Annotated in this window: 28 protein-coding genes and 1 pseudogene; 10 read left to right on the top strand and 19 right to left on the bottom strand. The window is 59.6% G+C overall.

The window, feature by feature from the left end; translation table 11 throughout:
* A pseudogene (locus KGB23_RS24995) lies at positions 1-141 on the top strand (DNA polymerase IV); the annotation flags it as partial.
* A gap of 136 nt (positions 142-277) precedes the next feature.
* Here KGB23_RS24995 and KGB23_RS24990 read toward each other — a convergent pair.
* The 4 genes from KGB23_RS24990 to KGB23_RS24975 all read right to left on the bottom strand — a co-directional run bounded on the left by KGB23_RS24990 (position 278) and on the right by KGB23_RS24975 (position 5,072).
* Entirely contained in the window at positions 278-1,231 is a 954-nt protein-coding gene (locus tag KGB23_RS24990; RefSeq protein ID WP_223432978.1) for a hypothetical protein, read from the bottom strand.
* 17 nt (positions 1,232-1,248) lie between these two features.
* A complete protein-coding gene (locus tag KGB23_RS24985; protein ID WP_223432977.1) occupies positions 1,249-2,964 on the bottom strand; it encodes a proline--tRNA ligase in 1,716 nt (571 codons plus the stop codon).
* Between the two features lie 144 nt (positions 2,965-3,108).
* Positions 3,109-4,674 carry an AmpG family muropeptide MFS transporter gene (locus KGB23_RS24980; RefSeq protein WP_223432976.1) on the bottom strand — a complete coding sequence of 522 codons (1,566 nt, stop codon included), beginning with the start codon at positions 4,672-4,674 and terminating at the stop codon, positions 3,109-3,111.
* 44 nt (positions 4,675-4,718) lie between these two features.
* Positions 4,719-5,072, bottom strand: coding sequence for an MGMT family protein (locus KGB23_RS24975; RefSeq protein ID WP_008153938.1), 354 nt, complete (start codon positions 5,070-5,072; stop codon positions 4,719-4,721).
* A gap of 163 nt (positions 5,073-5,235) precedes the next feature.
* Here KGB23_RS24975 and KGB23_RS24970 point away from each other — a divergent pair, with 163 nt between their 5' ends.
* Positions 5,236-6,243: a DUF481 domain-containing protein gene (locus tag KGB23_RS24970; RefSeq protein ID WP_223432975.1), complete on the top strand. Its 1,008-nt coding sequence runs from the start codon at positions 5,236-5,238 to the stop codon at positions 6,241-6,243.
* Positions 6,244-6,352: 109 nt separating this feature from the next.
* Here KGB23_RS24970 and KGB23_RS24965 read toward each other — a convergent pair whose 3' ends face one another.
* A complete protein-coding gene (locus tag KGB23_RS24965) occupies positions 6,353-6,562 on the bottom strand; it encodes a cold-shock protein (RefSeq protein WP_002554837.1) in 210 nt (69 codons plus the stop codon).
* 354 nt (positions 6,563-6,916) lie between these two features.
* Here KGB23_RS24965 and dcd point away from each other — a divergent pair, with 354 nt between their 5' ends.
* Complete coding sequence (gene dcd, locus KGB23_RS24960) at positions 6,917-7,483, top strand: dCTP deaminase (RefSeq protein ID WP_007904652.1); 567 nt, start codon at positions 6,917-6,919, stop codon at positions 7,481-7,483.
* Between the two features lie 105 nt (positions 7,484-7,588).
* A complete protein-coding gene (locus KGB23_RS24955; RefSeq protein ID WP_008030060.1) occupies positions 7,589-7,798 on the top strand; it encodes a hypothetical protein in 210 nt (69 codons plus the stop codon).
* Positions 7,799-7,891: 93 nt separating this feature from the next.
* On the opposite strand, the gene KGB23_RS24950 is transcribed toward KGB23_RS24955, so the two are convergent.
* The 9 genes from KGB23_RS24950 to KGB23_RS24910 all read right to left on the bottom strand — a co-directional run bounded on the left by KGB23_RS24950 (position 7,892) and on the right by KGB23_RS24910 (position 18,386).
* Positions 7,892-8,656, bottom strand: coding sequence for an ABC transporter ATP-binding protein (locus KGB23_RS24950; RefSeq protein WP_223432974.1), 765 nt, complete (start codon positions 8,654-8,656; stop codon positions 7,892-7,894).
* A 14-nt stretch (positions 8,657-8,670) separates the two neighbouring features.
* The gene (locus KGB23_RS24945; RefSeq protein ID WP_223432973.1) at positions 8,671-9,789 is read right to left on the bottom strand and encodes a succinylglutamate desuccinylase/aspartoacylase family protein; all 1,119 of its coding nucleotides are present in this window, start codon (positions 9,787-9,789) and stop codon (positions 8,671-8,673) included.
* 24 nt (positions 9,790-9,813) lie between these two features.
* Positions 9,814-10,524 (bottom strand): ABC transporter permease, encoded by a 711-nt coding sequence (locus KGB23_RS24940; RefSeq protein ID WP_223432972.1) that lies wholly within the window; start codon positions 10,522-10,524, stop codon positions 9,814-9,816.
* Positions 10,521-11,249: an ABC transporter permease gene (locus KGB23_RS24935; RefSeq protein ID WP_150654863.1), complete on the bottom strand. Its 729-nt coding sequence runs from the start codon at positions 11,247-11,249 to the stop codon at positions 10,521-10,523. Before KGB23_RS24935 ends, KGB23_RS24940 begins: the two co-directional genes overlap by 4 nt.
* 56 nt (positions 11,250-11,305) lie before the next feature.
* Entirely contained in the window at positions 11,306-12,088 is a 783-nt protein-coding gene (locus KGB23_RS24930; protein WP_223432971.1) for a transporter substrate-binding domain-containing protein, read from the bottom strand.
* A 205-nt stretch (positions 12,089-12,293) separates the two neighbouring features.
* Positions 12,294-13,982: an ATP-dependent DNA ligase gene (locus tag KGB23_RS24925; RefSeq protein WP_223432970.1), complete on the bottom strand. Its 1,689-nt coding sequence runs from the start codon at positions 13,980-13,982 to the stop codon at positions 12,294-12,296.
* A complete protein-coding gene (locus KGB23_RS24920) occupies positions 13,979-15,013 on the bottom strand; it encodes a ligase-associated DNA damage response exonuclease (protein WP_223432969.1) in 1,035 nt (344 codons plus the stop codon). The genes KGB23_RS24925 and KGB23_RS24920 overlap by 4 nt, the downstream gene beginning before the upstream one ends.
* Before the next feature lie 191 nt (positions 15,014-15,204).
* A complete protein-coding gene (locus KGB23_RS24915) occupies positions 15,205-17,655 on the bottom strand; it encodes a penicillin acylase family protein (protein ID WP_223432968.1) in 2,451 nt (816 codons plus the stop codon).
* 86 nt (positions 17,656-17,741) lie between these two features.
* Entirely contained in the window at positions 17,742-18,386 is a 645-nt protein-coding gene (locus tag KGB23_RS24910) for a glutathione S-transferase N-terminal domain-containing protein (RefSeq protein WP_223432967.1), read from the bottom strand.
* A gap of 147 nt (positions 18,387-18,533) precedes the next feature.
* On the opposite strand from KGB23_RS24910, the gene KGB23_RS24905 reads away from it, so the two are divergent.
* The gene (locus KGB23_RS24905) at positions 18,534-19,085 is read left to right on the top strand and encodes a cysteine hydrolase family protein (RefSeq protein ID WP_223432966.1); all 552 of its coding nucleotides are present in this window, start codon (positions 18,534-18,536) and stop codon (positions 19,083-19,085) included.
* Positions 19,086-19,223: 138 nt separating this feature from the next.
* Here KGB23_RS24905 and KGB23_RS24900 read toward each other — a convergent pair whose 3' ends face one another.
* The 4 genes from KGB23_RS24900 to KGB23_RS24885 are packed head-to-tail and all read right to left on the bottom strand — an operon-like array spanning position 19,224 to position 20,947.
* The gene (locus KGB23_RS24900) at positions 19,224-19,433 is read right to left on the bottom strand and encodes an SEC-C metal-binding domain-containing protein (RefSeq protein ID WP_223432965.1); all 210 of its coding nucleotides are present in this window, start codon (positions 19,431-19,433) and stop codon (positions 19,224-19,226) included.
* Complete coding sequence (locus KGB23_RS24895; protein ID WP_223432964.1) at positions 19,430-19,924, bottom strand: LEA type 2 family protein; 495 nt, start codon at positions 19,922-19,924, stop codon at positions 19,430-19,432. Before KGB23_RS24895 ends, KGB23_RS24900 begins: the two co-directional genes overlap by 4 nt.
* A 44-nt stretch (positions 19,925-19,968) precedes the next feature.
* Positions 19,969-20,445, bottom strand: coding sequence for a YchJ family protein (locus tag KGB23_RS24890; RefSeq protein WP_223432963.1), 477 nt, complete (start codon positions 20,443-20,445; stop codon positions 19,969-19,971).
* 4 nt (positions 20,446-20,449) lie between these two features.
* Positions 20,450-20,947, bottom strand: coding sequence for a DUF6231 family protein (locus KGB23_RS24885; RefSeq protein ID WP_150654871.1), 498 nt, complete (start codon positions 20,945-20,947; stop codon positions 20,450-20,452).
* A 190-nt stretch (positions 20,948-21,137) separates the two neighbouring features.
* Here KGB23_RS24885 and KGB23_RS24880 point away from each other — a divergent pair, with 190 nt between their 5' ends.
* The 4 genes from KGB23_RS24880 (at position 21,138) to KGB23_RS24865 (ending at position 23,817) form a co-directional block, all read left to right on the top strand.
* A complete protein-coding gene (locus tag KGB23_RS24880; RefSeq protein ID WP_223432962.1) occupies positions 21,138-21,833 on the top strand; it encodes an OmpA family protein in 696 nt (231 codons plus the stop codon).
* A 90-nt stretch (positions 21,834-21,923) separates the two neighbouring features.
* Positions 21,924-22,640 (top strand): OmpA family protein, encoded by a 717-nt coding sequence (locus KGB23_RS24875; protein WP_223432961.1) that lies wholly within the window; start codon positions 21,924-21,926, stop codon positions 22,638-22,640.
* A 147-nt stretch (positions 22,641-22,787) separates the two neighbouring features.
* Positions 22,788-23,066: a DUF1145 domain-containing protein gene (locus KGB23_RS24870; RefSeq protein WP_150654874.1), complete on the top strand. Its 279-nt coding sequence runs from the start codon at positions 22,788-22,790 to the stop codon at positions 23,064-23,066.
* Complete coding sequence (locus KGB23_RS24865; protein WP_223432960.1) at positions 23,059-23,817, top strand: collagen-like protein; 759 nt, start codon at positions 23,059-23,061, stop codon at positions 23,815-23,817. The genes KGB23_RS24870 and KGB23_RS24865 overlap by 8 nt, the downstream gene beginning before the upstream one ends.
* Positions 23,818-23,954: 137 nt before the next feature.
* Here KGB23_RS24865 and KGB23_RS24860 read toward each other — a convergent pair whose 3' ends face one another.
* Positions 23,955-24,419 (bottom strand): CopD family protein, encoded by a 465-nt coding sequence (locus tag KGB23_RS24860; protein ID WP_223432959.1) that lies wholly within the window; start codon positions 24,417-24,419, stop codon positions 23,955-23,957.
* Positions 24,420-24,518: 99 nt separating this feature from the next.
* On the opposite strand from KGB23_RS24860, the gene dinG reads away from it, so the two are divergent.
* A complete protein-coding gene (dinG, locus tag KGB23_RS24855) occupies positions 24,519-26,663 on the top strand; it encodes an ATP-dependent DNA helicase DinG (protein ID WP_008153901.1) in 2,145 nt (714 codons plus the stop codon).
* Positions 26,664-26,673 lie beyond the last annotated feature (10 nt).

Here is a 26,673-nt window from a genome sequence, read left to right as displayed (position 1 = left end):
GGGCGGGATTTGGGGAGCTATCAGTTGTTGCTGACCCAGGCGTTCAATCGCGGCGGGAAACCGGTGCGGTTGTTGGGGATTGGGGTGCGGCTGGAGGATTTGCGGGGCGGGTTTGAGCAGATGGAGTTGTTCGAGCGGTAGTGGCAGATCTTGATGTTGAAGTGAATGTCAGGTCGCCTTCGCGAGCAAGCCCGCTCCCACATTGGTTTTGTGAACACCATAAATCTAATGTGGGAGCGGGCTTGCTCCGGGCGGCGTTCCGACGAAGCTTTTGACTTTAATTCGGTCCCGGATCCGCGACCAGTCGCCCGGCATCCTTGGTCAATGACTTGAGGAATTCGGTCTGTAGCTCAGGATCGTTGCGCGTCAGTTCGATCAGGCTTTGTTCCAGCTCGGTGGCTTCCTCTTCCAGACCCAGTTCCGACAAGCGTTTGACCCGGTGTACCCACTGGCTCACTTCGTCGTCTTCGAGGTCGTCGTAAATCAGTCCGTGAGCTTCGAGCAGCTTGCTACGCAAGGAGCTACTGACCGCCAGGGACGAATTGGTGTGCACATCGTCCTGGGCATCCTGGACACTGATCAGCAGCCGGCTCAAATGATTGATGTCATGTTCGGCGAACGGACTGTCCAGCAGGTTCACGCGCAATACACCGTTTTTGTCGGTGCTCAGCTCGAACGTTTCCTTGCCGGCCTTGACCTCAACCGGACGCTCGCTCCATGGCAGGCTCGAGTATTCGGTGCGCTTGTCGAGCTGGACCTCGTCGATTCCCGCCAGGTTCTGTTGCGCGCGACCATGAGACTGCACGTTCATGAACGGGTTGAGCCCGGCGAAACCGTAGCTCAACCAGTCTTTCGTCACGCTGTCCGGCAGGTTGCCGAGGGCGAACACGTTGACCACGTTCGCACCGACACCGGCCACCACGGCCACCGCACCCAGCGGGATCTCGTAAGCCTCCCGCCAGGGTTGGTAAGGCGTGTAGCGGTCGTAGTGGCGTGTGACTTCGAATTCGGTGACTTCGAACGTCTTCTGCTCGTGGATCTTCACCCGACGTTGCGGCAGCTCAAGCACCTTCGGCTCGCCGACATCAATCTGCAGGCTGTGATCGAGCAATTTACGCTCGACACGTTCCTCGTGCTCGCTGCGTTGTGACATGTGATTGGCACAGCCGCTGACCAGCAGGGTGCCGCACAGGGCGGCACCACCGAGGCCTAAGGTGTTTCGCTTGAACATGACTTCTCTATCTGGTGTCAGCGGCGGATACGGGACTGAAGGAAGGACAGCACGTCTGCGACCGGCAGCGCTTGCGCTTCGGGCTCGGTGCGGCTCTTGTATTCCAGATTGCCTTCGGCGAGGCCGCGGTCACTGACCACGATCCGGTGAGGAATGCCGATCAGCTCCATGTCCGCGAACTTGATGCCCGGGCTGGTTTTCTTGTCGCGGTCGTCCAGCAGTACTTCGAAGCCGGCGGCAGTCAATTCTGCATACAGCTTGTCGGTGGCTTCGCGAACCTGTTCGGTTTCGTAGCGCAGCGGTACCAGAGCGATCTGGAACGGGGCCAGCGTGTCACTCCAGATGATCCCGTTGGCGTCGTTGTTCTGCTCGATGGCCGCAGCCACCACGCGGGAAACGCCGATGCCGTAGCAACCCATTTCCAGGGTGACTGGCTTGCCATTCTCGCCCAGCACTTCGCACTTCATCGCTTTGCTGTACTTGTTGCCCAGCTGGAAGATGTGCCCGACTTCGATGCCGCGCTTGATTTCCAGGGTGCCCTTGCCATCCGGGCTCGGGTCGCCGGCGACCACGTTACGCAGGTCGGCAACGGTAGGAACCGGCAGATCACGCTCCCAGTTCACGCCGAAATAGTGTTTGTCATCGATGTTGGCACCGATGCCGAAGTCGCTCATCAGCTCGACGGAACGGTCGATGATGATTGGCAGCGGCAGGTTCAACGGGCCGAGGGAGCCAGCGCCGGCGCCAATGGCGTCGCGCAGTTCGGCTTCGGATGCCATGACCAGCGGGCTGGCAACGCCAGGCTGGTTGCCGGCCTTGATTTCGTTCAGCTCGTGGTCGCCACGGATGATCAGGGCAATCAGCTTGCCTTTCTCTTCAGCGTGAACCACCAGGGTCTTGATGGTCTTTTCAATCGGCAGATTGAATTTTTCCACCAGCGCGGCGATGGTCTTGGTGTCAGGCGTATCGACCAGACGCAGCTCTTCGGCGGGTGCTGGGCGGGAAGTTTCCCGTGGCACTGCTTCGGCTTTCTCGATGTTCGCGGCGTAGTCGGAACCGTTGCTGAAGGCGATATCGTCTTCGCCGGATTCGGCTAGTACGTGGAATTCGTGGGAGCCAGCACCACCGATCGAGCCGTTGTCGGCTTCAACCGGGCGGAATTTCAGGCCCAGACGGGTGAACACGTTGCAATACGCCTGATGCATGCGGTCATAGGTGACCTGCAACGATGGCTGGTCAGCGTGGAAAGAGTAGGCATCCTTCATGATGAATTCGCGACCGCGCATCAAACCGAAGCGTGGACGGATTTCGTCACGGAATTTGGTCTGGATCTGGTACAGGTTGATCGGCAGCTGTTTGTAGCTGCTCAATTCGTTGCGCATCAGGTCAGTGATGACTTCTTCGTGGGTCGGGCCTGCGCAGAAATCGCGACCGTGGCGATCCTTGAAGCGCAACAATTCAGGGCCGTATTCTTCCCAGCGACCGGATTCCTGCCACAGCTCAGCCGGTTGGGTGCTCGGCATCAACACTTCGAGAGAGCCCGCGGCGTTCATTTCTTCACGAACGACGGCTTCGACCTTGCGCATCACTCGCAAGCCCATCGGCAGCCAGGTGTACAGGCCCGAGGCGAGTTTGCGGATCATGCCGGCGCGCAGCATCAGCTGATGGCTGATCACGACCGCGTCGGAAGGCGTTTCTTTCTGTGTGGCGAGCAAAAATTGACTGGTGCGCATGGTTGGCCGTTGTCGGTTGCTGATGACGAGAAATGACGGAGCATTGTACGGGCGAGATCTGCTGGCGTACAGGCGTGCGGTCGGCGGGGTGTGACGGGAGGGCGGGAATTCCCGCGCCCTCTGCGCTGCTTCCTGCTAAAGAACCTACGATTCTTCCGCGACCTGGGTCGGAACCGGTTCTGGTGCCGGCGTTGGCGTCGGGCCTTCGCGGCGGCTCTCCTGGAACCAGTGCAGCGCGATCAACAGCAGCGTCGGAACGCCCAACAGGGCAGTGATCAGGAAGAAGTTGTGATAACCGAATTTCTCCACCATGACCCCCGAGTAGCCGCCGATCAGGCGTGGCAGCAAGAGCATGATCGAGCTGAGCAGGGCGTACTGGGTCGCGGAGAACTTCAAGTTGGTCAGGCTTGACAGGTAGGCGACAAACGCCGAGGTCGCGAGGCCCGAACTGAAGTTATCCAGGGAAATGGTGAGGATCAGCATGTTCAGGTTGGCGCCCATGTCGGCGAGCATCAGGAACAGCAGGTTGGTGCCGGCTGATGCAATGCCGCCGATGAGCAGAATCGGCAAGATGCCGAAGCGCACAATCAGCAGGCCGCCCATGCCGGCGCCGACCAGGGTCATGATCAGGCCAAAGATCTTGCTGACGCTGGCAATCTGATCCTTGGTGAAGCCTTGGTCGATGTAGAACACGTTGGCCATCACGCCCATGACCGTATCGGACATCCGATAGGTGGCGATCAGGCCGAGCAGCAGGAACGCTTGCCAGCGGTAGCGCAGAATGAAGTCGTTGATCGGCGTCAGTACCGGCGCCAGGCCACGGCGACCAATGGCTGACAGGCACAGAGCGGTGAGCGTGGTGTAGAGAATCGCCCGCAGGAACGCGCGGTCTTCGAGCAGCAGGTCGAGAAGGCTCACACCTTCGAACAGCACGCTGGCGAAATCGGTGTTGTACAGCTGAGTAAACATGGCTGGCACGGAAACCAGCAGCACGATCAGCACAAACACCGATGCCAGTTGATGCACAAAGCTGTAGCGCCCGGCCTGAAGCTGCGTGCGCAGCGGCACCGGCGGTTCGCGCATGAAAAAGGAGGTCAGCAGCGCCGGAACCATCAAGGCACCGAACAGGATGTAGGTGCCGGCCCATGCCGAATGCTTATAGTTGAAACCGGTGGAGCCGAAGCCTTCAGCGAAGAACAGGGCGCCGGCGGTGGCCAGCAGTGCGGCGATCCGATAACCGGACATGTAACTGGCGGCGAGCGCGGCCTGGCGGGTGTCGTCGGCGATTTCCAGGCGATAGGCGTCGACTGCGATGTCTTGCGTCGCCGAAGCGAAGGCGACAACCACAGCAATAGCGATCAGCCAGGACAAATGCTTTTGCGGGTCGCAGAAACCCATCCCGATCAGGCCGAGAATGACCAGTGCCTGGGAAAGCACCAGCCAGGAACGTCGGCGACCGAGCTTGCCGAGAAAAGGCAGGCGCCATTGGTCGAGCAGCGGTGACCAGACCCATTTAAAGGCGTAGGCCAGGCCGATCAGGCTTGCATAGCCAATGGTTTCGCGAGCCACGCCGGCTTCGCGCAGCCAGACCGAAAGTGTCGAAAACACCAGCATGTAGGGCAGGCCGGCGGCGAAACCAAGCAGCAACAGTACAAGCGTCGAGGGGCTGGCATAGGCGGCGAGCGCGGCGCGCCAGGTTTTACGGGGCATGGGCTGGAGTCTGCCTCAAGAAATACGGAAACAAAGCGCGCACTCTAACCGCTGTGCTCTACCGGGCGCCAGCCATGGCGCTGAATATCAACACGATTGTTCAGGATACTGATGCCCTCCATGCGCAAACGCGCGCGTTGTTCATCCCCCGAAGGGCTGCCTGCAGGCAGGCTGATACGCCCGCCGGCGCCGAGCACGCGGTGCCAGGGTAATTTGCTGTCGCCCGGCAGTTGGCTCAGCGTCCGTCCGACGAAGCGGGCGGCGCGACCCAGTCCGGCCAGCTCGGCGAGCTGACCGTAACTCACGACTTTTCCCTCCGGGACTTGCGCCAGAGTCAGGTACAGCGCCGTGCGTCGGATTTGCGCCGGACTATCGGTTTCAGTGGTGGAGTCGGTCACGTCGGCAGTTCCTGAAAGAGTTCGCCTTACCGTCTGTAGAGTAAATCCTGGATCGCCAATTGAGAAATGAACTCAATAGAAATAGTCGGGTCAGTCCTTGTTAGGGCCTTATTCGTATGGATAATGCCGACTTTTTTTCGCAAAATTGAGCCTGTATTTGCTTATGTTGTCCAGAACCCTGCTGTGCCTTGCTGTCGTCAGTGCCTCCACGCCCTTGCTCGCCGATACCGTCTGGTTGAAGAACGGTGACAAGCTGAGCGGCAAGATCACCGTTTTCGATGGCGGCAAACTGTTGATCCAGACCGAATACGCCGGTGCCGTCCCGATCGACTGGAAGCAGGTCAAAACCCTGGAAAGCGATCAGCAGTTGTTGGTCAAACAGGATGCCTACACCGGTGAAAAGGCCAAGGCGCTGCATGCGGCAGAAGACGGCAAGGTCACCCTGGCCAACGGCGAGACGCCCAAGACTGTGGAGCTGGCGAGTATTCAGCAGATTCTCAAGCCAAAGCCTGTCGTCGAGGATTTGGTTTGGAAGGGTAATGTCGATGCAGCGCTGGATTATCAGCGGGCCGAGAAAGACACCGATGATTACGATATCGACTTCAAGACCACTGCGCGTCACGGCAGATGGCGACACACCGCAGAAGGTGAGTACAACCGCGAATTTCAGGATGACGTGGTCACTACCGACAACTGGCGGGGCGAATACTCGCTCGACCGCTTCCTGACCGAAAAATGGTTCTGGCAAGGGCGCGCGGTCTATAAGCGCGACAAGGTCGAAGAGCTGTCCCGCCAGCGCACCGTCGGTACCGGTCCGGGTTACCAGTTCTGGGATAACGAGCTGGGTGCATTCTCGCTGGGCTCGCTGGTCAACCGCACGGACTATGAGTTCGCTGACGGTGGTAAAGAAAACTTCTATTCCCTGGCGATGAAGTGGGATTACAACCGCTACCTGATCGGCAAGAAGGTGGAGTTCTTCACCAATGGCGAAGTGGGCAAGCCGTTGTCGGGCGTGGCCGATTACGCACTCGATGCCGAAATGGGCTTGCGCTACAAGGTGACCGAATGGGCGTCGCTTAACCTGAAGGCCGAGAGAGACATCATCAGCGGCACCGACGATGCTGATCTGGACAAGACCCGGTACACCGCCGGGTTTGGCGTGGCTTGGTAAGACGCAAAAAATCGCAGCCATGGGCTGCGATTTTTTTTGCCTGCAAAACAGACAGGCACAAAAAAGCCCCGCTTTTGAGGGCGGGGCTTTTTACTAAAGCAAGTACAAGTTAGATAACTTGAACTTCTTCAGCTTGCATGCCTTTCTGACCGCGGGTAGCGATGAAAGAAACCTGTTGGCCTTCTTTCAGGCTTTTGAAGCCGTCGGATTGGATAGCTTTGAAGTGAACGAACAGGTCGTCACCGGATTGTGGAGTGATGAAGCCGAAGCCTTTTTCATCGTTGAACCACTTAACGGTACCAGTTTGGCGATTAGACATGGTGTAACTCCTTGAACAAAGATAACTGCGACGCAGGAAGAACCCTGGCCGAGACTGAGTGCAAAGAGCAGGAAAAATTCTTGTAGATGGTTGGATCGAAATTCAACATATCGTGTAGAGATTCTCAGTGACACAAGCAGCACAGTGGCGCCACCTTAACCCTTTTTCCGGAACGTGCCAATGCTTGCGACGAAGGTTTCTCTGTTTTCATGACTGACGGTCCGCCGGTTTTCTCGCAAGGCCCGGAAATTACGGGGGATCGGCAAGATTTGTGCCTCGGACTTTGAACCCGAAGCGCGCGCCCGGTAAGATGCCGGACAGATTTTTTCCACCTCGCTATTCAGGACACCCGCCATGAGCATCAAATCGGACAAGTGGATTCGCCGCATGGCGCAAGAGCACGGCATGATCGAGCCCTTCGTAGAGCGCCAGGTGCGTGGCAGCGACGATAGCCGTGTGATCTCCTACGGCGTGTCAAGCTACGGCTACGATGTGCGTTGCACAAATCATTTCAAGGTGTTCACCAACATCAATTCGGCTATCGTCGACCCGAAAAACTTCGATGCCGGCAGCTTCGTCGACATCCACAGCGACGTGTGCATCATTCCGCCGAACTCCTTCGCCCTGGCCAGCACCGTCGAATATTTCCGCATTCCGCGTAATGTATTGACCATTTGCCTGGGTAAAAGCACCTATGCGCGCTGCGGTATCATCGTCAACGTCACGCCGCTTGAGCCTGAGTGGGAGGGTCATGTGACCCTGGAGTTCTCCAACACCACCAATCTGCCGGCGAAAATCTACGCGAACGAAGGCGTGGCACAGATGCTGTTCCTTGAATCCGACGAAGAGTGCGAAGTGTCCTACAAGGACCGTGGCGGCAAGTATCAGGGTCAGCGCGGCGTTACCCTGCCACGCACCTGATCCGTTCGTCAGGCAAGTCGTGGGAATTCTTGAGCGGGTGGACACTCTATTGGGTGTACTGCCCGGTTCGCGCAACGCGGACGGGCCATCGCTCAGGAGTGCCCTATGAAGATCGATCCGCGAATAAGTGCCGAACTGGCAAGGCTTGAGCCCAATCAGGTTGGCGTTTTGGCCTGGTCCTTGTTGGCACATCCACCTATCAGCATGGCAGGGGGCATTCCCGGTCAGCCTGATCCCGATACCCCCAACGAACAACCTTCCGAGCCCGGTGAGCCCACCTTGCCGGACGAGCCGCCTCCAGCGCCCGTTGTTTGATCGCCGCCTGCGAAAAACGAATGGCCAGTCAGCTGATGTCTTCAAAGACTTCAGCTGACTGGCCATATTTCGTTGTAGAGGTGGGAAGTGAGGCTATTTCAGGTTGCCGCTCAGGAACTGCTTCAACCGCTCACTTTTCGGATTGCCCAGTACGTCGTCCGGCGCACCTTCTTCCTCCACCAAGCCTTGGTGCAGAAACAACACCTGACTCGACACCTTGCGCGCGAAGCTCATTTCGTGGGTCACCATGATCATGGTTCGGCCTTCCTCGGCCAGACCCTGAATCACGCGCAGTACTTCGCCCACCAGTTCGGGGTCGAGGGCCGAGGTCGGTTCGTCGAACAGCATGACTTCCGGTTCCATCGCGAGTGCCCGGGCGATCGCCACGCGTTGCTGTTGACCTCCGGAAAGAAACGCCGGGTATTGATCCGCCACGCGCGAGGCCAGGCCAACCTTGTCGAGATAGCGCCGGGCACGGTCTTCGGCTTCCTGCTTGCTGCACCCCAGCACCCGACGCGGGGCCATGGTGATGTTTTCCAGCACCGTCATGTGGCTCCACAGGTTGAAGTGCTGGAACACCATGGCCAGGCGGGTGCGGATCCGTTGCAGTTCATCGGCGTCGGCCACGTGTATGCCGTGGCGATCCTTGATCATGCGGATGTTCTGGCCGTCCAGGCTCATGGTGCCGTCGTTGGGCTGTTCGAGAAAGTTGATGCAACGCAGGAAGGTACTTTTGCCCGAGCCGCTGGCGCCGATCAGGCTGATGACGTCGCCGGTGTTGGCCTTGAGCGAAACGCCTTTGAGTACTTCATGTTCGCCATAGCTTTTATGCAGGCCTTCAATGGTCAGTTTGTACATGGGGGCATGCATCCTCAAGGCGAAAGTAGGTAGCCGCTGCGATAGGCTTCGGTGCCCGCGACGTGGGCGATCACCATGCCGGCAGTGGCCATGCGCCGTAGCGAACGGGCGTACATCAACCCGGCGACGGTGCAATGAACGGGGGTGACGCGGTCAAAGATCGGGTCGATGATTTCAGCGATCAGTTGCCCGGCTTCGAGGTATTCCCCTGGTAGCGCGGTGAATACCAGCAGCCCACCGACCGGTGTTGCCACCGGTTCAACGCCGGCCAGCGGCGTGGCCGGGTAGGGCAGTTCGGGCAGCGACGCAGGTTCGCCGGCAATGGCGCCGAAGTGAATCAGGTAATCGATCAGCGCCTGGCAATCGAGGCTCGCCAAGGGGTGATTGACGTCGCCCTGACCGCGCAATTCGACGGTGACCGAGAAACTGCCCAGCGGAATGTCGAAGTGTTCGCCGAAGCGCTCCTTCAATTGCCACCAGAGCAGAGTGAAGCATTCATCGAACGACTGACCGCCGGAGTCGGTAGCCAGCAGGCTGGCTTCGGCACCGATGTACCGCGCCAGTGGCTCGACCTGCGGCCAGGCCTCGGGCGTGGTGTAAAGGTGGGCGACCGCTTCGAAATCGCAATGCAGGTCCAGCACCATGTCGGCATCGCAGGCCAGCCGTTGCAGAGCCAGGCGCTGGGATTGCAGTTGCGTGCTGGCCGTCTGTTGGGCGAGGGCATTGCGCAGGCTGCTGCGAATCAGTTCGAGGTTGTGCTGCGGATCGTCGCCGAGCAGACCTTCGATCTCGTTGCCGACGGCTTCGCTCAGATCGACGAACCAGCGGTTGAAGTTCTGCCCGCTTTCGAGGTCGTAACGGCCCAGCGGTACATCCATCAGCACTTGTTCGAGGCCGACCGGGTTGGCCACCGGCACCAGCACGATTTCACTGCGCAGACGGCCGGCGGCTTCGAGTTCCGCCAGACGTTGCTTGAGGTGCCAGGCAACCAGCATGCCCGGCATTTCGTCGGCATGCAGGGATGACTGGATGTAAATCTTGCCTTTGGCCGATGAGGGGCCGAAGTGAAAGCTGTGAATCTGTCGAGCGGTCCCCGGCAGCGGGGCCAGCAGGTCATGAATCTGGTGGCGCATGTCTCTTTATTCCTAAAGCGGGTCCTAGTGGGTTGGCCCGAGGAAGGCCAGCCATCGGCGTTCGGCGAGGCGGAACACGCCGACCAGCGCAAAGGTAACGGTCAGGTAGATCAGCGCGGCGATGCCGAACGACTGGAAGGTCAGGAAGGTCGCCGAGTTGGCGTCCCGCGCGACTTTCAAGATGTCCGGGATGGTCGCGGTGAAGGCCACGGTGGTCGAGTGCAGCATCAGAATCACTTCGTTGCTGTAATAAGGCAACGAACGACGCAGGGCTGAAGGCATGATCACGTAGGCATAAAGCTTCCAGCCTGTCAGACCGTATGCCTTGGCCGCTTCGACTTCACCATGCGCCATGCTGCGAATCGCCCCGGCGAAAATCTCCGTGGTGTAGGCGCAGGTGTTCAGGGCGAAGGCCAGGATCGTGCAGTTCATCGCATCGCGAAAGAACGCATCGAGCACGGGCTGGGCGCGCACGGCGGCCAGACTGTAAATCCCGGTGTAGCAGATCAGCAGCTGAATATAGAGAGGCGTACCGCGGAACAGATAGGTGAAGAACTGAACCGGCCAGCGGATGTAGAAATGCGGCGAAACCCGGGCGATGGACAGCGGGATCGACACCACGAAACCGATGAAGATCGACGCGCTGAGCAGCCACATGGTCATGGCCAGGCCGGTGATGTTGTAGCCGTCGGTGTAAAGGAACGGTTTCCAGTATTCCTGCAAGAGCTCGATCATCGTACGGCCTCCCGGGAACCGGCGGCGTAGCGGCGTTCGAGCCAGCGCAGGACGAAGTTGGAGGCGCTGGTGATCAGCAGGTAAATCAACGCTGCAAGTACCAGGAAGTAGAACAGCTGATAGGTGCTTTTGCCGGCATCTTGTGCTGCCTTGACCAGGTCGGCGAGGCCGATGATCGAGACCAGCGCGGTGGCCTTGAGCATCACCATCCAGTTGTTACCGATACCCGGCAGGGCAAAACGCATCATCTGTGGGAACACTACGATCCAGAAGCGCTGGCCGCGTTTGAGGCCATACGCGGTCGCCGCTTCGACCTGGCCCCGTGGGACCGCGAGAATCGCGCCACGGAAGGTTTCGGTGAAGTACGCGCCATAAATGAAGCCCAGGGTGATGACCCCGGCGCTGAACGGGTTGATCTCGATGTATTCCCATTCCATCAAATCGGTAAACGACGTCAGCCAGGTCTGCAGGCTGTAGAAGATCAACAGCATCAGCACCAGGTCCGGCACACCGCGAATCAGCGTGGTGTAGAGCTGGGCCGGTACGCGCACCAGTTTGACTTTTGACAGCTTGGCACTGGCGCCGAGCAAGCCGAGCAACACGGCCACCAACAGCGACAACACCGACAATTTGATGGTCATCCAGGTGCCTTCCATCAGCAACGGACCGAAGCCCTGGAGGCTGAAGGCTGAGAGCCCCAGGTTTTGTAGTAGGTTTTCGAACATAAATCAGCAACCTGATCGGATGAAAAAAGCGCCCATCGCAAGATGGGCGCCGGGCATTATTTGCCGCTGTACAGATTCAGATCGCCAAAGTGTTTCTTCTGAATGGTGGCGTAGGTGCCATCGTCGTGTAACGCTTTGATACCTTTATCCAAAAGTGCCTTGAGGTCTTTGTTACCTTTCGAGATACCGACAGCCGTTTTAGCTGGCAGCAATTCGCTGTCCACCGGCTTGCTGATTTCGTAACCGGCACCTTGTGGCGACTTCAAAAAGCCCAGTTCGGCCTGCAGCATGTCCTGGATGCCGGCGTCGAGACGACCGGAAGTCAGGTCGGAATACACTTGGTCCTGGTTCTGATAGGCCTGGGTTTTCACGCCCGCCTTGTCCAGAACGGCTTTGGCATAGGCTTCCTGGATGGTGCCTTGTTCGTAGCCGACAGTTTTGCCCTTGAGCGAAGCGACGTCTGCGGTGACGCCAGAACCTTTCTTGGACACGTATGCGGTTGGGCCGGAGAACAGCTCGCTGGAGAAGTCGATGACTTTTTCGCGGGCCGGGGTGACGGTCATCGAAGAGATCACACCGTCGAATTTATTGGCCTTCAGGCCCGGAATCATGCCGTCGAAATCGCTTTCGACCCATTTGCACTTGACCTTCAGCTCGGCGCAGATCGCGTTACCCAGATCGATGTCGAAACCTACCAGGCTACCGTCAGCCGCTTTCGACTCAAACGGAGCGTAGGAAGGATCAACGCCAAAACGCAATTCCTTGTATTCCTTGGCCAGCGCGGAACCGGCTGCCATGCACAACGCCAGTGCAGAAAGGGTCAGCAATGCTTTTTTCATTATTCAATCCCTAAAAACCAATATGAGCGCTTGTGGCGCAGAATTATTGTTACTGGAAAGCGTAAGACCCTATGAAAGTAGCAATTTCCGAACCAGAGTCCCGAACAAGTGTTTTAAAAGGTGATTCAAGAAATGGCAAGGAGGGATTTGTGCACGAAAACGGGCGCCGGAAAATAGCTGCACCGATAGGGGGCGTATCTGATCGTCAGCAGAGTAAGTCTTGCAACGTTCCCAGATTGTCAGCTTCTTCGACCGACTTATCCTGCCGCCAGCGCAGCATCCTCGGAAACCGCACCGCAATCCCGCTCTTGTGTCGCCTGGACAGGGCGATGCCTTCAAATCCCAGTTCAAACACCAGGCTCGGCGTCACACTGCTCACCGGCCCGAATGTCTCTACGGTGGTCTTGCGCACGATGCTGTCGACCTGGCGCATTTCTTCGTCTGTCAGCCCTGAATAGGCCTTGGCAAATGGCACCAGTGCGCGTTCGCTCGCGTCAGGCGGCCCGTCCCACACGGCGAAGGTGTAATCGCTGTAGAGACTGGCGCGGCGACCATGGCCGCGTTGCGCATAAATCAGTACCGCGTCGACGCTGAACGGGTCGACTTTCCATTTCCACCAGACGCCCATGTCCTTGGTCCGCCCGACGCCATACAACGCATCCCGGGCCTTGAGCATCATGCCTTCGACACCGAGCTTGCGGGAGGCTTGCCGCTGTCGGGCGAGGTCAAACCAGTCTGCGCCGGTGAGTACCGGTGAAGTGAACAACACCGGGTTGTAACAGCGGCTGACGACGTGCTCCAGTTGAGTGCGACGCTTGGCCTGAGGCTGGTTGCGCCAGTCTTCACCTTGCCATTCCAGCAGGTCGTAGGCGAGGACCACCACCGGCACTTCTTCGAGGATCTTTTTGTCCAGGGTTTTACGGCCGATCCGCTGTTGCAGCAAAGCGAAAGGCTTTACCGCGGGTGAGGCCGGGGAATGAGGGTTGAAGGCGTCTTCGGTGGTGGGTTGTTCGGTTTTCCAGGCGACGATTTCACCGTCGATCACCGTACCGTCGGGCAAGCAGTGAACCAGACTGTCGAGTTCGGGGAAGCGCTCGGTGACCAGTTCTTCACCTCGCGACCAGATCCACAGTCGCCCGTCGCGTTTGACCACCTGGGCGCGGATGCCATCCCACTTCCATTCCACTTGCCAATCGCTGGCCGGGCCGAGCAGGGCTTCGAAACGCTCGACCGGTTGCGACAATGCATGGGCCAGGAAAAACGGGTAGGGCTGACCGCCCCGTTGGGTATGTTCGTCAGACGATTCGGCGGCGATCAACTTCAAGTAACCGGGCGCGCTCGGGCGGTTGGACAGGTCGGTGTAACCCACCAGTCGCTGGGCGACGCGTTTGCTGTCGAGCCCGGCCATGGCCGCCAAGGCGCGGGTGACCAGCAACTTGGAGACGCCAACACGGAAACTGCCGGTGATCAGTTTGATGCACAGCATCAGGCTCTGGCGGTCCAGTTGCGACCACAGGGCAGGCAGTCGCTCGGCGAGGACTTGCGGGGTTTCACCGCGCAGCGGCAGCAGTTTGTCTTCAATCCAGACCGCCAATCCATCGTTGGAGCTGTGAAGCGCTTCGGGCAGCACCAGCGAAATGGTTTCCGCCAGATCGCCGACCGCCTGATAACTCTCTTCGAACAGCCACGGCGCGAGGCCGGAGATCTCCACCGCCAACTCTCGCAGGATGCGCACCGGCACCAGTTGCCGAGGCCGCCCGCCGGACAAAAAGTAAACAGCCCATGCGGCATCTTCCGGCGCGGCCTCGGCGAAGTAGTGTTGCATCGCCGCCAGTTTGGCGTTGCTCGACGTCGTGGCATCGAGTTCGGCGTACAACTCGGCGAACGCCTTCATGCCAGCACCTCGGCGCTCTCAGGGGCGACGGCTGCGTTTTCTTCCTCATCGTCGCCGTATTCAGTGCTGAAACTCATGGCATCGAGACCCTGTTCGCGCAGATGGCGCACCAGTACCCCGACCGAACCGTGGGTCACCACCACACGCTCAGCGCCGGTCTGTTCGATGGCCCAGAGCAGGCCGGGCCAGTCAGCGTGGTCAGACAGCACGAAACCACGATCCACGCCACGTCGCCGCCGCGTGCCACGCAAACGCATCCAGCCGCTGGCGAAGCCGTCGCTGTAATCACCGAAGCGATGCATCCAAGTGCTGCCGCCAGCCGAAGGCGGGGCCAGGACCAAGGCCTTGCGCATCATGGGGTCGTTCTTTTTTACCGCGCCGGCATAGATCGTTGGCGGTAAACAAATACCACCTTTGCGATAAACCTGATTGAGCGGCTCCACGGCGCCGTGCACCAGAATGGGGCCGAGGCTGGCATCGATGCCGTGGAGAATTCGCTGCGCCTTGCCGAAGGCGTAGCAGAACAACACGCTGGTTTTGTCGGCGGCGGCGTTGGCTTGCCACCACTGATTGATCTCGGCAAAGACGTGCGCCTGGGGTTGCCAGCGATAAATCGGCAGACCAAAGGTCGATTCAGTGATGAAGGTATCGCAGCGTACGGGTTCGAACGGCGCGCAGGTGCCGTCGGGCTCGATCTTGTAGTCGCCCGAGGCGACCCAGACTTCGCCGCCATATTCCAGACGCACCTGTGCCGAGCCGAGGACATGCCCGGCAGGGTGAAAACTCAAGGTGACGCCATGGTGGGTCAGGGGTTGACCGTAGGGCAGGGTTTGCAGGTTGATGTCCTGGCCCAATCGCGCACGCAAAATCCCTTCAGCGGGAGCGGCCGCCAGATAATGCCGGTTGCCGGTGCGGGCATGGTCGCCGTGAGCGTGGGTGATGACTGAACGTTCGACCGGCCGCCACGGGTCGATGTAGAAATCTCCGGCCGGGCAGTACAAACCTTCAGGACGCGCGATAACAAGATCCATGTTGTTACCAAAGTGGAGGGACTTGTTAGCTATGAGGTTTGCGTGAGGCTAGAAGTTCTATTAATTTTCAGGGATCAAAAACAAAAGATCGCAGCCTCGTTTCACTCGACAGCTCCTACAGGGGATCGCGTAGACCTGTAGGAGCTGTCGAGTGAAACGAGGCTGCGATCTTTTGATCTTGTCTTTTTGACTTACTTGCCAGGTGTCAGCGTCAACCGCGTCTTCCCATACACCTTGTCAAAGTTCTGCGGCTGCATCGGCAGACTCATGTATTGCCCCTTCAGCCACGGATCAATGCTGTCGAGGTAGTTCGGACTCGCTGGATTACCGGATTGCCCCGTACCGTTCTGCCCCATCAGCGGTTCGGCCTGGCCGAAGTCGACGATAAAGCGCATGGCCGGCGCCAGGGTGGTGTTGAAATCCTGACCCCAGGCGAATGCAGCTGTATTCAGCGTGGTGTGGTCGCCGCCGGCTGCAAGCGGACCGCGCACCGTCTGGCCACTGGCGTTTTTCCATTCGTAGCGGTGCAGTTTGCCCCACTGCCAGGCTTTGTGATCGCCGCCCAACTGGCTGTCGCCCGCGCTGATCGCGGCTGCCAGGCTGCGAGCGAGGATCGCCGGTTTATCTTCTTTCTGCGGTGTGCGAGCGTCATCCCAGAACGGACTGTCCTCACGCCCCAACAGGTGATCAGCCTGGGCCGCGTAGGACAACTTGCCGTTGGCGATAAAGGCTTTCCACGTAGGGCTGCTTTCCGGACCCAGTTCGTCGAGGAAGATTTGCTGGGTGCTTTGCTGGAGGAACAGCTCGTAAATCGCTGCATCAGCGGAGGTCGGGCTGAGTTTGCCGTCGAAGGCCATCAGGTGGGTATACGCCTCACGAGCCTTGCCGCGATCCGCCTCAGGCAACGCTTCAATGGCCTGCTTGAGTGGCTTGGCCATGCCCGGCGCTTCAAACATTTTCTTCAGCTTGGCAGCGAAAGTGGTGGTCTGGTCGTATTGCATGGCGATCAGACTGCGTGTGTCGTGTTTGCCCACGCCCGCCAGTTCGGCCAGGCGTTCGCCACGCTCCGGCGCCGACCAGGAGTTGGACAACTGCATGCCGTAGCCATGGGGAATGACTCGCTGGTTGGCGGTGCCGAGCCAACCTTGGGCCGGATCCTGGTCATAGGGATGGAGCATCGGGTCGGCGTAACCGTCCCAATCGTAACGACCTTCCCAGCCCGGCGACGGCAGCAAGCCTTCGCCTTCGCGACGGTTCGGGAAGCGGCCGGTGACTTGCCAACCAATGTTGCTGGCGTCGGCAAATACCAGGTTCAGCGCGATGGCGCGGATTTCACGGCTGGCGTCCGAGGCTTTCTCGACGGTCTGGGCGCGAGACAAGTCGAAAAATGCATCCAGGGTCTTGTCATCGGTGAAGTTCGGCGTCTGCAAGGCCAGGCCGAAACCGTTGGCCAGCGTCGTGCCTTGGGCACTGTTGAGCAGCGGGCCATGGCGGGTTTCGTACACCACTTCGCGAATCGGCCGCTGGCCTTTGACGAAGTAGGTTTCGTTTCGCACGATCGCCGGCTGCCATTTGCCGCCCACCTCGTAGGAAAGACCGTTGCCCTGGCGTTTGATTTTTTCCAGGAACAAATCCTGGTTGTCGCCCATGACGGTGGTCATGCTCCACGCCACTTTGCCGTTGAAACCGCCGAGCACCATCGGCAAACCGGCAATGGTTACGCCAGAGGCCTGGTACTTCGGCGCGCGGATCTGCACGTAACTGAACAACGACGGCACGCCCAGTGGTCCATGGCTGTCGCTGGCCAGCAGGCTTTTGCCGCTGCGGCTGCGTTGCGGGCCGATCGCCCAGTTGTTCGACGAGGTGGCGCCCAGCAGGTTCAGATCGGACAGTTGGCTCGTGGCTTTGCTGATCTCGGCCAGCCCCGGGATTTGCCCGTTGAGCTTGATGCCCTGAAGTTTTTCAGCTTCGGCCAGCGGCAGCTTTTCATCGGGGGCAGACGGCGTCAGCCACGGGAGTTTGTCGGTGCTGACGGTTTGAGCCAGCATCAACGAGGCGATTTCTTCCGGCAGGTTGGCCGACTGGCTGAAGTTCAGCAGGCAGAAAATCAGCGCCGAATCTTCCGGCTTCCAGTATTCAGGTTTGTAGCCGGTGGCCGCGAGGTCCGCCGGCAGCTTGTCGCGATAGCGGAACAGGTAGGCGTTGACGCCGCGGGCATAGACTTCGAAGAAGCGTTTGAGGCGCGGCGAAGACGCCTTGTACAGCTCGCCGGCGCTTTTCTTCAGGTTGACGGCGCGCATGTAGCGGTCAGCGTCGAGCAGGTCCGAACCGGACATCTCCGACAAACGGCCCTGAGCCAACAGGCGCAGGGTGACCATCTGCGTGATGCGGTCGGTGGCGTGGACGTAACCCAGGGTGAACAGCGCGTCGTGGAAGGTGTTGCTTTCGATCAACGGCATGCCCATGGCATTGCGGCGTACCGAAACGTTCTGCGCCAGGCCCTTGAGCGGCTGCACACCGGTGGTCGGCGGGAGGGTGTCCTGGGTGTTCCAGGTCTGACAACCGGTCAGGCTCAAAACACCGGCCACTGCAGCGGCAACGCCGAACCGGGGAAGAAAATGTGTAAGGGCTGGCGAGGCCATGGCAAAGCTCCTGCGGGGGGTAGCGTCATTAAAGGCGCTACGTTAGTGAGCAGGAGGTGCCCGCGCAAGCGGGGTATCAGGTTATTTCAGGATTTAGGCGGATTGACCTTGGCCACCAGGGCATACGCCTTCACCGTCGCCGGACGGCTCTGGATGTGGTTGAACCAGCGCAGCACGTTGGGGAAGTCTTCCAGGTTCTGGCTCTGCCATTTGTGGGAAACGATCCACGGGTAGATCGCCATGTCGGCAATGCTGTATTCGCTGCCGGCGACGAAGTCTTTATCGGCCAGCTGCTTGTCGAGGACCCCGTAGAGGCGGGCGGTCTCGTCAATGTAGCGCTTGATCGCGTAGGGGATGTTCTCCGGCGCGAACCGACTGAAGTGATGATTCTGCCCGGCCATCGGCCCCAGGCCACCCATCTGCCAGAACAACCATTGCAGCGCTTGCTGGCGACCACGCAGGTCTTTGGGCAGGAACTTGCCGGTTTTCTCTGCCAGGTACAACAGAATCGCCCCGGACTCGAACAGTGCTAATGGCTCACCGCCATCGGCCGGTTCGGGATCGACGATGGCCGGAATTTTGTTGTTCGGGGAGATTTTCAGGAATTCGGGTTTGAACTGGTCGTTCTGGCTGATGTTGATCGGGTGCACGTTGTACGGCAGGCCGGCTTCTTCCAGGAATATCGAGATTTTGTGGCCGTTGGGGGTGGTCCAGTAATACAGGTCGATCATGGAGTACTCCAAATCAAAAGATGTCGTTACTTGCGGACAGCAAACGCCGGCATCAGGTCGTCCTGTTTGCGTTCGATAGCTTGCCTGTAGGAGGAGGTGATGCTGAAGTGCGGGAAATTCAATGACCCCGCATGAGAAAAAAACGGCATGGAGCTCAAAACAAACGCGGCGCTGATCATCATCGATCAACAAAAAGGCATTCTGCATCCCAAACTCGGTCGCCGAAATAATATTCAGGCCGAGCAGCGAATTCTCGATTTGCTGGGGCATTGGCGTCGAACCGGGCGACCGGTCATTCATGTACAGCACCTGTCCCGTTCACCTGACTCGGTGTTCTGGCCGCAGCAATCGGGGGTGGAATTTCAGGAACGGTTTCAGCCACAGACCGGTGAGCAGCTTATTCAAAAGCAGGTGCCGGATGCGTTTTGTGCGACGGGGCTGGAAGCGAGTTTGCGAGAGGCAGGTATCGATCAGTTGGTCATTGTCGGAGTAGCGACCAACAACTCGGTGGAATCCACGGCACGAACGGCCGGGAATCTGGGGTTTGAAACGTGGGTGGCGGAGGATGCGTGTTTTACGTTCGACAAGGCTGACTACTTTGGTAAAGCCCATACAGCCGAGGAAGTGCATGCGATGTCGCTAGGAAATTTGCACGGGGAATACGCGACGGTCGTCAGCTCTGTGCAGATCTTGAAGTGAGGGTGACTTTGAGGGCCTCTTCGCGAGCAGGCTCGCTCCCACACTTGACCGTATCTACCTTGTGAACGCGATCAAATGTGGGAGCGGGCTTGCTCGCGAAGGCGATTCAACAGGCGAAAAAGATCTTCGCCCGAAGCATCAAGCGCCGTGGCACTTCTTGAATTTCTTGCCGTTGCCACAGGGGCAAGGGTCGTTGCGGCCGACGTCTTTCAGGGCGTTACGCACCGGTTCCTGGTGGGCGTGGCCGCAGTTCGGGCCGTGGACATGGCCATGGTCGTGATCAGGGTGGTCGTGATGGTCATGATCGTGGTTGCAGTCAGGGCCATGGACATGGGGTTGCTGGGTCATCGGTTTTGCTCCGGAATTAAATCGGCGGGGATTATCACGCCATTGCGCGCCAGGTGCACGTAGTGCGCGATGAATAAACCGGTTTCCAGTTCACCTTCCAGACGATAGGGAATGGGCTGCTTGGGTTTTTTCAGCAGTTTCACCAGATCCCGCACCTTGGGCCACAGGTTGGTGCGGATCGGCACTTTGAAGTAGGCACTGTGCTTGGGCCCGACCGTGAACCAGTGTTCGTGTTCACCTTCGGTCAACAGCATGTCGCCCAAGTGAATGCGGTACTCGATGCCCCGCACCGTCAGATCGCTGTCGTTGGGGTTGTCGACGCGAAAGTGCAGCAGGAATCGCTGCTGCATCAGTTTGGCCTGGACCACTTCGACCTTGGCCAGGTGCACCTGCGGCTCCGGCAGATCGTCGCCGAACCAGGACGCGCAGCCGCCGAGCCCCAGAAACAGGAGCAGGGTGAGGGTTTGAAAGACGCGCCGCTGACTGAGCATGGAGGGACTCCCTTTGATGCCCAGTCTAGCCTCTCGGGGTTACCTCAACTGCTGAAATAACCCGCACAACACTTCTTGAACTTCTGCCCGCTGGCGCAAGGACACGCATCATTACGCCCGGCCTTGAGTTGTACGGTGGGGTCGATGAAGTACCAGTGGCCGGCGTTCTGCACGAACGAGGAGCGCTCGCGGTGGCTGTGTTCACCGCTGCCGTCGTGCCAGCGAGCGGTAAAGGTCACGAAGGCATGTTCAGGCTGACCGCCGAAGACCTCGGAGCTTTCCACTTCAAGGCCCAGCCAGGTGCTTTGGACGCTCCAGTCGCTGATGGACTGCCGATCCAGGCCTGCCTGTTGTGCGGGCAGGGTGGTCGCCACCAGATAATCGATCAGCCCCAGCACGTAGGCGCTGTAGCGCGAACGCATCAAAGCTTCGGCACACGGCGCTGGATGGCCAGCATGGTAATGGCCGCAGCAGGCATCCAGCAGGGTGCCGCTGCCGCAGGGGCAAATGGATGTACTCATTGCGTTACCACCAATATTTCCCGAAGTTTTCCGGATTGGCCCAAAACCGTGAGTTGAGCCAGTCGGGGACTTGTTTGTAGTCAAGCAGATCATAGGTGAACAGGGTCAGCACTTGATCGTCGCGCTGGAAGCGTTCGCTGGCTTGCAGGGCCAGGGAGAAAAAATCGGTTTCCTGCCAGCCGCTGGCCGGCAAGTCCGCCAGCACCGCAATGCGACTGGCGTTGAGGTTACGGACCCCGCCAAGCAGGTTCAGGCCATCGCGTTTGGGCAAGTGTTCGAGGCAATCGACCACCAATGCCAGGTCAAATCGGCGCGCCGCCAATTCAGCCGGCAACGCCCCGGGTGCCGCATGGGCCACACAAGTGTCCGGGTGCGCCAGCTTGAAGGCCTCAAGCGCGGGGAACTCGCTGGCGCCAATCAGCAACAGGCGCGCGGGGGCATAACGATCAAGCAAAGCGGCCAACGCCTGCTGGGGCGTGCGCGAAGAAATACCTGCAATCATCGAAGATCCTCAATCAGAACTGCCAAGACTAGCCTGCTCAAAGAGCCGGGCCTAGAGGTGGTTTGCCCCAAAAGCGCCGATGCGCCGTGAACACGGGATAAAACTGCAATGGCCTATTGCTGGCGGAGATTAAAACTCGGGTCTTTACTACCTGAATCGGTTCTAAGCCGATCCCTCAGGAGAAAACTAGATGAGCATAGTTCGGACAGCATTACCCTTGGTTCTGCTAACCAGTGTGTTGACTGGTTGCGCAGGTTTGCAGAAAACCGACTGGCCGACCTGTGCGGCGGTCGGTGGTGTCGTGGGTGCAGGTCTCGGCGCAACCGAGAGCTCGGCATGGGCGGGGTATGGCGCGCTGCTCGTCGGCGGCACGGCGGCGGCCTATTGCTGGGTTCACGGTGATGGCGACGAAGACGGCGATGGCGTGCCGGATAGCCGCGACAAGTGCCCGGGAACACCTAAAGGCGTGCGCGTCGATGCCGACGGTTGCCCTCCACCGGTGCCTGCACCAGTGGTCGAAGAAGCAGCCGTGGTTAAAGAAGAAGTCATCGTCATTCGCGATGTTCACTTCCAGTTCGACAAGGCCACACTTACCCCCGCAGACAAAGTTGTACTCGATAAAATCGCCACTCGCTTGAAAGGGGAAGCGCCTAACGCCCAACTGACTGTAACCGGTCACACCGACAGCGTTGGCAGCGATACCTATAACCAGAAACTGTCGGATCGTCGTGCGCACTCGGTGGTTGAATACCTGATTTCCCAAGGTGTACCGCGCAGCAGCTTCGTCTCTGTTACCGGTGCCGGTGAAAGCCAGCCGGTTGCCGATAACAAAACCGCTGACGGCCGCGCGATGAACCGTCGCACGGAAATCAAAATCAACCGCTAAACCCCTCGTACTCCGCGGCTTGTGCAGTCGCGGATGCGGGTCTTTACTCCTGTGTGACCGGCATTGGCCGGTAACACAGGAGCTTTCACCATGAGTGTTTTCACACGGACCGTCTTGCCGGTTGTGCTGCTGGGCAGCCTGTTGACCGGTTGCGCTACTCACAGCGATGGCACCGCCCCCCTCAATCAACGAACCTGGCCAATCTGCAGCGTTATCGGCGGCCTGGTCGGTGGCGGTCTGGGCGCTCTCGAAAGTGGCGGTTGGGCGGCCGGTGGGGCGGCGCTCGGTATCTTGACCGGTGGCTTGATCTGTTACGCCCAGGATGGCGACGAAGACGGCGATGGTGTCTTCGACCGACGTGATCGCTGCCCTGATACGCCGGCCAATACCCCCGTCGAACATCATGGTTGCCCAATGCCGCAGTACCCGGCCAGCGTGAAACCTGAACCTGTGCAATCGGAGGTCATCACCCTGAGTGACGCGGGCGACGTACTGTTTGCCTTCAACCAATCCGAACTGACCCCTGCCGCGCAGAGCAAGCTGGATTCGCTGATGCCCAAACTGCAAAGCGCCGATGTGGTGAGCATCAAGGTGATCGGACATACCGACAGCGTCGGCTCGGACACCTATAACCAGGCACTCTCGGAACGTCGCGCCAGCAGCGTGGCGGCCTACCTGTTGAGCCAGGGCGTGGCGCCGAACAAGCTCACCAGCGAGGGCAAGGGCCAAAGTCAGCCGGTGGCCGATAACGAAACGGAAGAAGGACGGGCGAAAAACCGTCGGGTGGAGTTGCACGTCAATCGCTGAGCCCCGTGATAGAGCCGTCGGACGACAATTAAGATTGGTTCGGCGGCCATTCGGCGGTCTTCATGAAGAATTTTTCGTCGCCCTCTGGCTTATCCCGCGTGGAAGCCGGTACTGTGCGTGCAAAGAATAATTCTCAACGGGGGGCGTATGAACGTGTTTTGGGGGCTGGGGAAGTTGTTGACCCTGCTGTTCTGGCTGGTGGTGCTGGTCAATCAGCTCATGCCGTTTGTCAATCCTCTGCATCTGTTGGTCGATCTGGCCGGCGGCCTGCTGGCATCCCTTCATCTTCTTGAGGCGGTGTTCTGTTTCCGCAGCCTCAGAGGTCGCGCCCACCCTTGGCTTGATCGCCTGAAGATCCTTTTTTTCGGCGTTTTCCACCTGCAAACCATCCCGGCTCCGACCGCGCCTAAGGCTTCCCATGCGTAAACTCTGTCTGCTCGCTGCACTCATCAGCCCGTTGGCCTGCGCCCAGGTGGTGAGCGTCGAAACCAACTCGCTGATGCGTTTGCCCAACACCGCCAGCACCTTGCAGCTGGAACGCCTGGAAGTGGCCGACTACGGCACGTTGTTGATTCCCTCGAATGTGACCGAGGTCACCGTCGGCGAATTGCGTCTGGGACGTGAAGCGCGGATCGCCATCGTACCCGGCGAACAGCCGTTTGAGCTGAAGGTCAGTCGTGCGCAGTTGTCGGAAGGCAGCCAGATCACGGCTCGCGGTGCGCCGGGAACTTACCTCAAGGCAGCCCGCTCCGGGCGTAACCTCAACTTGCAGATCAAGGCACTGAGTGCGCCGCAATTGTTGGTGGACGCTCGCGGCGGTGCGGGCGCGCCGGGTTTCGTCGGTCTCGATGGGGCCAACGGTCAGGCACCGGGTTGTACCTGGGGCCAGGCCGGTCGCGGTGCCGATGGCAGTGATGGCAGCGACGGTCAGGCCGGCGCTCCGGGTGCACTGGTTCGTTTGGAAGTGCCGCGTGATTTCCCGACGGAACTGATCAAGGTTCAGGTGGCTGGCGGTGACGGTGGTGTGGCCGGGCCTGGCGGTAAACCGGGCGCGGGTGGCAAGGCCAAGGGCTGCTTTGTTTACAAGGCTGATGGCGGCAAGAACGGCAGACCGGGTGTTGATGGTCAGCCGGGGCCTGCGGGTGCGGCGGGGGCGGTGACTGTTCAGCGGTTGTAAGAACGCCCCAGACCCCTGTGGCGAGGGGACTTGTCCCCGTTGTGCTGCGAAGCGGCACCAAACCGGAGAGTGTCTGGTTTACGACTGCTGCGCAGCCGAACGGGGACAAGTCCCCTCGCCACAAAAGCTGTGAGGCTTTAGAAGGTAGGCCGAGCCGCAGCAATCGCCACCAGCACCAACCCGACCATCAGATTAATCCCCACCAACTTGCGAATTTTCCCAAGCGTCGCAGCCCCGGTCGGCCAGTCCTGCGCCGCCACCGCCGTACGCAACTCCGGCAACAACAACGCCTGAATCCGGATAAACAGCGCCGTCATCACCACGTACAACCCCATCATCACCTGCACATACCGCGGCGCCGCTTCAAAACCGCTGTACTGCAGATGAATCATGCCCACACCGCTGACCGGCAACAGCACCACCGCGACCCAGACCCAGCGGAAAAAACCTTGAAACACTTCTACCCACAGCTTCAGCCGGGCAGGGCCCTCCAGCGCCTTCATCGCCGCGGGCCGCAAGACCATCCACGCGAAAAACATGCCACCAACCCAGACCAGGGCGGACAGGACATGCAGGGTGTAAACGATGCCAAAAGGTGTCATTGGGGTACTCCGTTCTGCGCGGGATTAATTAGCGGGGTATGATAGCGGCCGAACCGAACCACTGAAAATTTATCCAGCGTTTTTTGCGCCCGACAATCCATGATCAGCACTGAACTCAAAACCACGATCCAGGGCGCCTACTCGCGTTTTCTCGAAGCCAAGAGCCTCAAGCCGCGCTACGGCCAACGCCTGATGATCGCCGAAATTGCCAAGGTCCTCGGTGACATCGACACCGACGACGAAGGCCGGCGCAGTGGCGACCCCGCGATTGTCGCGGTGGAAGCCGGCACCGGTACCGGCAAAACCGTGGCCTACAGCCTGGCCGCCATCCCCACGGCCAAGGCCGCCGGCAAACGCCTGGTGATTGCCACGGCCACCGTGGCCCTGCAAGAACAGATCGTCTACAAGGATTTGCCCGACCTGATGCGCAACAGCGGGCTGAACTTCAGTTTCGCCCTGGCCAAGGGGCGCGGGCGCTACATGTGCCTGTCCAAGCTCGACATGTTGCTCCAGGAAGGTCACGCGCAAACCGCCACGGCGCAGCTGTTCGAAGAAGAAGGCTTCAAGATCGAGGTCGACGAGGCCAGTCAGAAGCTGTTCACCAGCATGATCGAGAAACTCGCCGGCAATAAGTGGGACGGCGACCGCGACAGTTGGTCCACCGCACTGGAAGATGCCGACTGGGCGCGCCTGACCACCGATCACAGCCAATGCACCAATCGCCATTGCCCGAACTTCGGCCAGTGCGCCTTCTACAAGGCCCGCGAAGGCATGGGCAAGGTTGACGTGATCGTCACCAACCACGACATGGTCCTTGCCGACCTCGCGCTGGGCGGCGGTGCCGTGCTGCCGGACCCGCGCGACACCATCTACGTGTTCGACGAAGGCCACCACCTGCCGGACAAGGCCATCGGCCATTTCGCCCATTACACGCGTCTGCGGTCCACCGCCGACTGGCTGGAAACCACCGCCAAGAACCTCACCAAGTTGCTGGCCCAGCATCCGCTGCCGGGCGACCTGGGCAAGTTGATCGAACAAGTGCCGGAGTTGGCGCGGGAGATCAAGACCCAGCAGCAATTCATGTTCAGCGCCTGCGAGCAGGTCGCCGATTTCAAGCCCGGCGAAGACGTTGAAGGTCGCGAGCGGCCGCGTCACCGCTTCGTCGGCGGGGTGATTCCCGAGCACATGCGCGAGATGGGTGTCGAGCTGAAGAAGGGCTTTGCCCGTCTGACCGACCTGTTCACTCGGCTCACCGAACTGCTCAAGGAAGGCATGGACGGCGAGGTCAACATCGGCATCGCCAGTAACCAGGCCGAAGAGTGGTATCCGCTGTTCGGCAGCCTGTTGTCCCGTTCCTCGGGCAATTGGGAATTGTGGGTGGCGTTCACTGCTGAAGACCCGGAAGACAACCCGCCCATGGCCCGTTGGCTGACGTTGGCCGAAAGCGGCTCGCTGTTCGACATCGAGGTCAACGCCAGCCCGATCCTCGCGGCGGAAATGCTCCGTCGCAATTTGTGGAACGTCGCCTACGGCGCGCTGGTGACCTCCGCGACCCTGACCGCGCTCGGTACCTTCGACCGCTTCCGCATGCGCGCCGGCCTGCCGAAAAAAGCCGTGACCGCTGTGGTCCCAAGTCCCTTCCATCATGCCGACGCCGGCGTGCTGCGAGTGCCGGACCTGAAGGCCGATCCGCGTGATGCGCCGGCCCACACCGCGGCGATCATCCGTGATTTGCCGGCCTTGGTGGAAGGTTCGCGCGGCACCCTGGTGCTGTTCTCCTCGCGCAAACAGATGCAGGACGTGTTCGACGGCCTCGACCGCGACTGGCGCAAGCAGGTGTTCATTCAAGGCAACCTGTCGAAACAGGAAACCCTGAACAAACACAAGGCGCGCGTCGACGGTGGCGATTCCAGTGTGTTGTTCGGCCTGGCCAGTTTCGCCGAAGGGGTCGACTTGCCCGGTGCCTACTGCGAGCACGTGGTGATCGCGAAGATTCCATTCTCGGTGCCCGATGATCCGGTCGAAGCGGCCCTGGCCGAGTGGATCGAAGCACGGGGTGGCAATCCGTTCATGGAAATCTCCGTGCCGGATGCTTCGCTGAAGCTGGTCCAGGCCTGCGGTCGCTTGCTGCGCACCGAAGAAGACCGCGGAACCATCACCTTGCTCGATCGACGTCTGGTGACCCAGCGTTATGGCAAAGCGATCCTCAATGCGTTGCCACCCTTCCGTCGAGAAATTTCCTGATACACCGGTG

Origin of the sequence: Pseudomonas sp. GL-B-26 (genome assembly GCF_019947405.1) — a bacterium.
GTDB lineage: Bacteria > Pseudomonadota > Gammaproteobacteria > Pseudomonadales > Pseudomonadaceae > Aquipseudomonas.
Note: the sequence above shows the minus strand (reverse complement) of the source record. Positions and strands in the feature narration are given on the sequence as shown.

What these genes read in the sequence shown, in the direction of transcription:
- KGB23_RS24990 (WP_223432978.1), bottom strand. Translation starts at nt 1,231, where the DNA reads ATGTTCAAGCGAAACACCTTAGGCCTCGGTGGTGCCGCCCTGTGCGGC.
- KGB23_RS24985 (WP_223432977.1), bottom strand. Translation starts at nt 2,964, where the DNA reads ATGCGCACCAGTCAATTTTTGCTCGCCACACAGAAAGAAACGCCTTCC.
- KGB23_RS24980 (WP_223432976.1), bottom strand. Translation starts at nt 4,674, where the DNA reads ATGCCCCGTAAAACCTGGCGCGCCGCGCTCGCCGCCTATGCCAGCCCC.
- KGB23_RS24970 (WP_223432975.1), top strand. Translation starts at nt 5,236, where the DNA reads ATGTTGTCCAGAACCCTGCTGTGCCTTGCTGTCGTCAGTGCCTCCACG.
- KGB23_RS24965 (WP_002554837.1), bottom strand. Translation starts at nt 6,562, where the DNA reads ATGTCTAATCGCCAAACTGGTACCGTTAAGTGGTTCAACGATGAAAAA.
- dcd (WP_007904652.1), top strand. Translation starts at nt 6,917, where the DNA reads ATGAGCATCAAATCGGACAAGTGGATTCGCCGCATGGCGCAAGAGCAC.
- KGB23_RS24955 (WP_008030060.1), top strand. Translation starts at nt 7,589, where the DNA reads ATGAAGATCGATCCGCGAATAAGTGCCGAACTGGCAAGGCTTGAGCCC.
- KGB23_RS24950 (WP_223432974.1), bottom strand. Translation starts at nt 8,656, where the DNA reads ATGTACAAACTGACCATTGAAGGCCTGCATAAAAGCTATGGCGAACAT.
- KGB23_RS24945 (WP_223432973.1), bottom strand. Translation starts at nt 9,789, where the DNA reads ATGCGCCACCAGATTCATGACCTGCTGGCCCCGCTGCCGGGGACCGCT.
- KGB23_RS24940 (WP_223432972.1), bottom strand. Translation starts at nt 10,524, where the DNA reads ATGATCGAGCTCTTGCAGGAATACTGGAAACCGTTCCTTTACACCGAC.
- KGB23_RS24935 (WP_150654863.1), bottom strand. Translation starts at nt 11,249, where the DNA reads ATGTTCGAAAACCTACTACAAAACCTGGGGCTCTCAGCCTTCAGCCTC.
- KGB23_RS24930 (WP_223432971.1), bottom strand. Translation starts at nt 12,088, where the DNA reads ATGAAAAAAGCATTGCTGACCCTTTCTGCACTGGCGTTGTGCATGGCA.
- KGB23_RS24925 (WP_223432970.1), bottom strand. Translation starts at nt 13,982, where the DNA reads ATGAAGGCGTTCGCCGAGTTGTACGCCGAACTCGATGCCACGACGTCG.
- KGB23_RS24920 (WP_223432969.1), bottom strand. Translation starts at nt 15,013, where the DNA reads ATGGATCTTGTTATCGCGCGTCCTGAAGGTTTGTACTGCCCGGCCGGA.
- KGB23_RS24915 (WP_223432968.1), bottom strand. Translation starts at nt 17,655, where the DNA reads ATGGCCTCGCCAGCCCTTACACATTTTCTTCCCCGGTTCGGCGTTGCC.
- KGB23_RS24910 (WP_223432967.1), bottom strand. Translation starts at nt 18,386, where the DNA reads ATGATCGACCTGTATTACTGGACCACCCCCAACGGCCACAAAATCTCG.
- KGB23_RS24905 (WP_223432966.1), top strand. Translation starts at nt 18,534, where the DNA reads ATGGAGCTCAAAACAAACGCGGCGCTGATCATCATCGATCAACAAAAA.
- KGB23_RS24900 (WP_223432965.1), bottom strand. Translation starts at nt 19,433, where the DNA reads ATGACCCAGCAACCCCATGTCCATGGCCCTGACTGCAACCACGATCAT.
- KGB23_RS24895 (WP_223432964.1), bottom strand. Translation starts at nt 19,924, where the DNA reads ATGCTCAGTCAGCGGCGCGTCTTTCAAACCCTCACCCTGCTCCTGTTT.
- KGB23_RS24890 (WP_223432963.1), bottom strand. Translation starts at nt 20,445, where the DNA reads ATGAGTACATCCATTTGCCCCTGCGGCAGCGGCACCCTGCTGGATGCC.
- KGB23_RS24885 (WP_150654871.1), bottom strand. Translation starts at nt 20,947, where the DNA reads ATGATTGCAGGTATTTCTTCGCGCACGCCCCAGCAGGCGTTGGCCGCT.
- KGB23_RS24880 (WP_223432962.1), top strand. Translation starts at nt 21,138, where the DNA reads ATGAGCATAGTTCGGACAGCATTACCCTTGGTTCTGCTAACCAGTGTG.
- KGB23_RS24875 (WP_223432961.1), top strand. Translation starts at nt 21,924, where the DNA reads ATGAGTGTTTTCACACGGACCGTCTTGCCGGTTGTGCTGCTGGGCAGC.
- KGB23_RS24870 (WP_150654874.1), top strand. Translation starts at nt 22,788, where the DNA reads ATGAACGTGTTTTGGGGGCTGGGGAAGTTGTTGACCCTGCTGTTCTGG.
- KGB23_RS24865 (WP_223432960.1), top strand. Translation starts at nt 23,059, where the DNA reads ATGCGTAAACTCTGTCTGCTCGCTGCACTCATCAGCCCGTTGGCCTGC.
- KGB23_RS24860 (WP_223432959.1), bottom strand. Translation starts at nt 24,419, where the DNA reads ATGACACCTTTTGGCATCGTTTACACCCTGCATGTCCTGTCCGCCCTG.
- dinG (WP_008153901.1), top strand. Translation starts at nt 24,519, where the DNA reads ATGATCAGCACTGAACTCAAAACCACGATCCAGGGCGCCTACTCGCGT.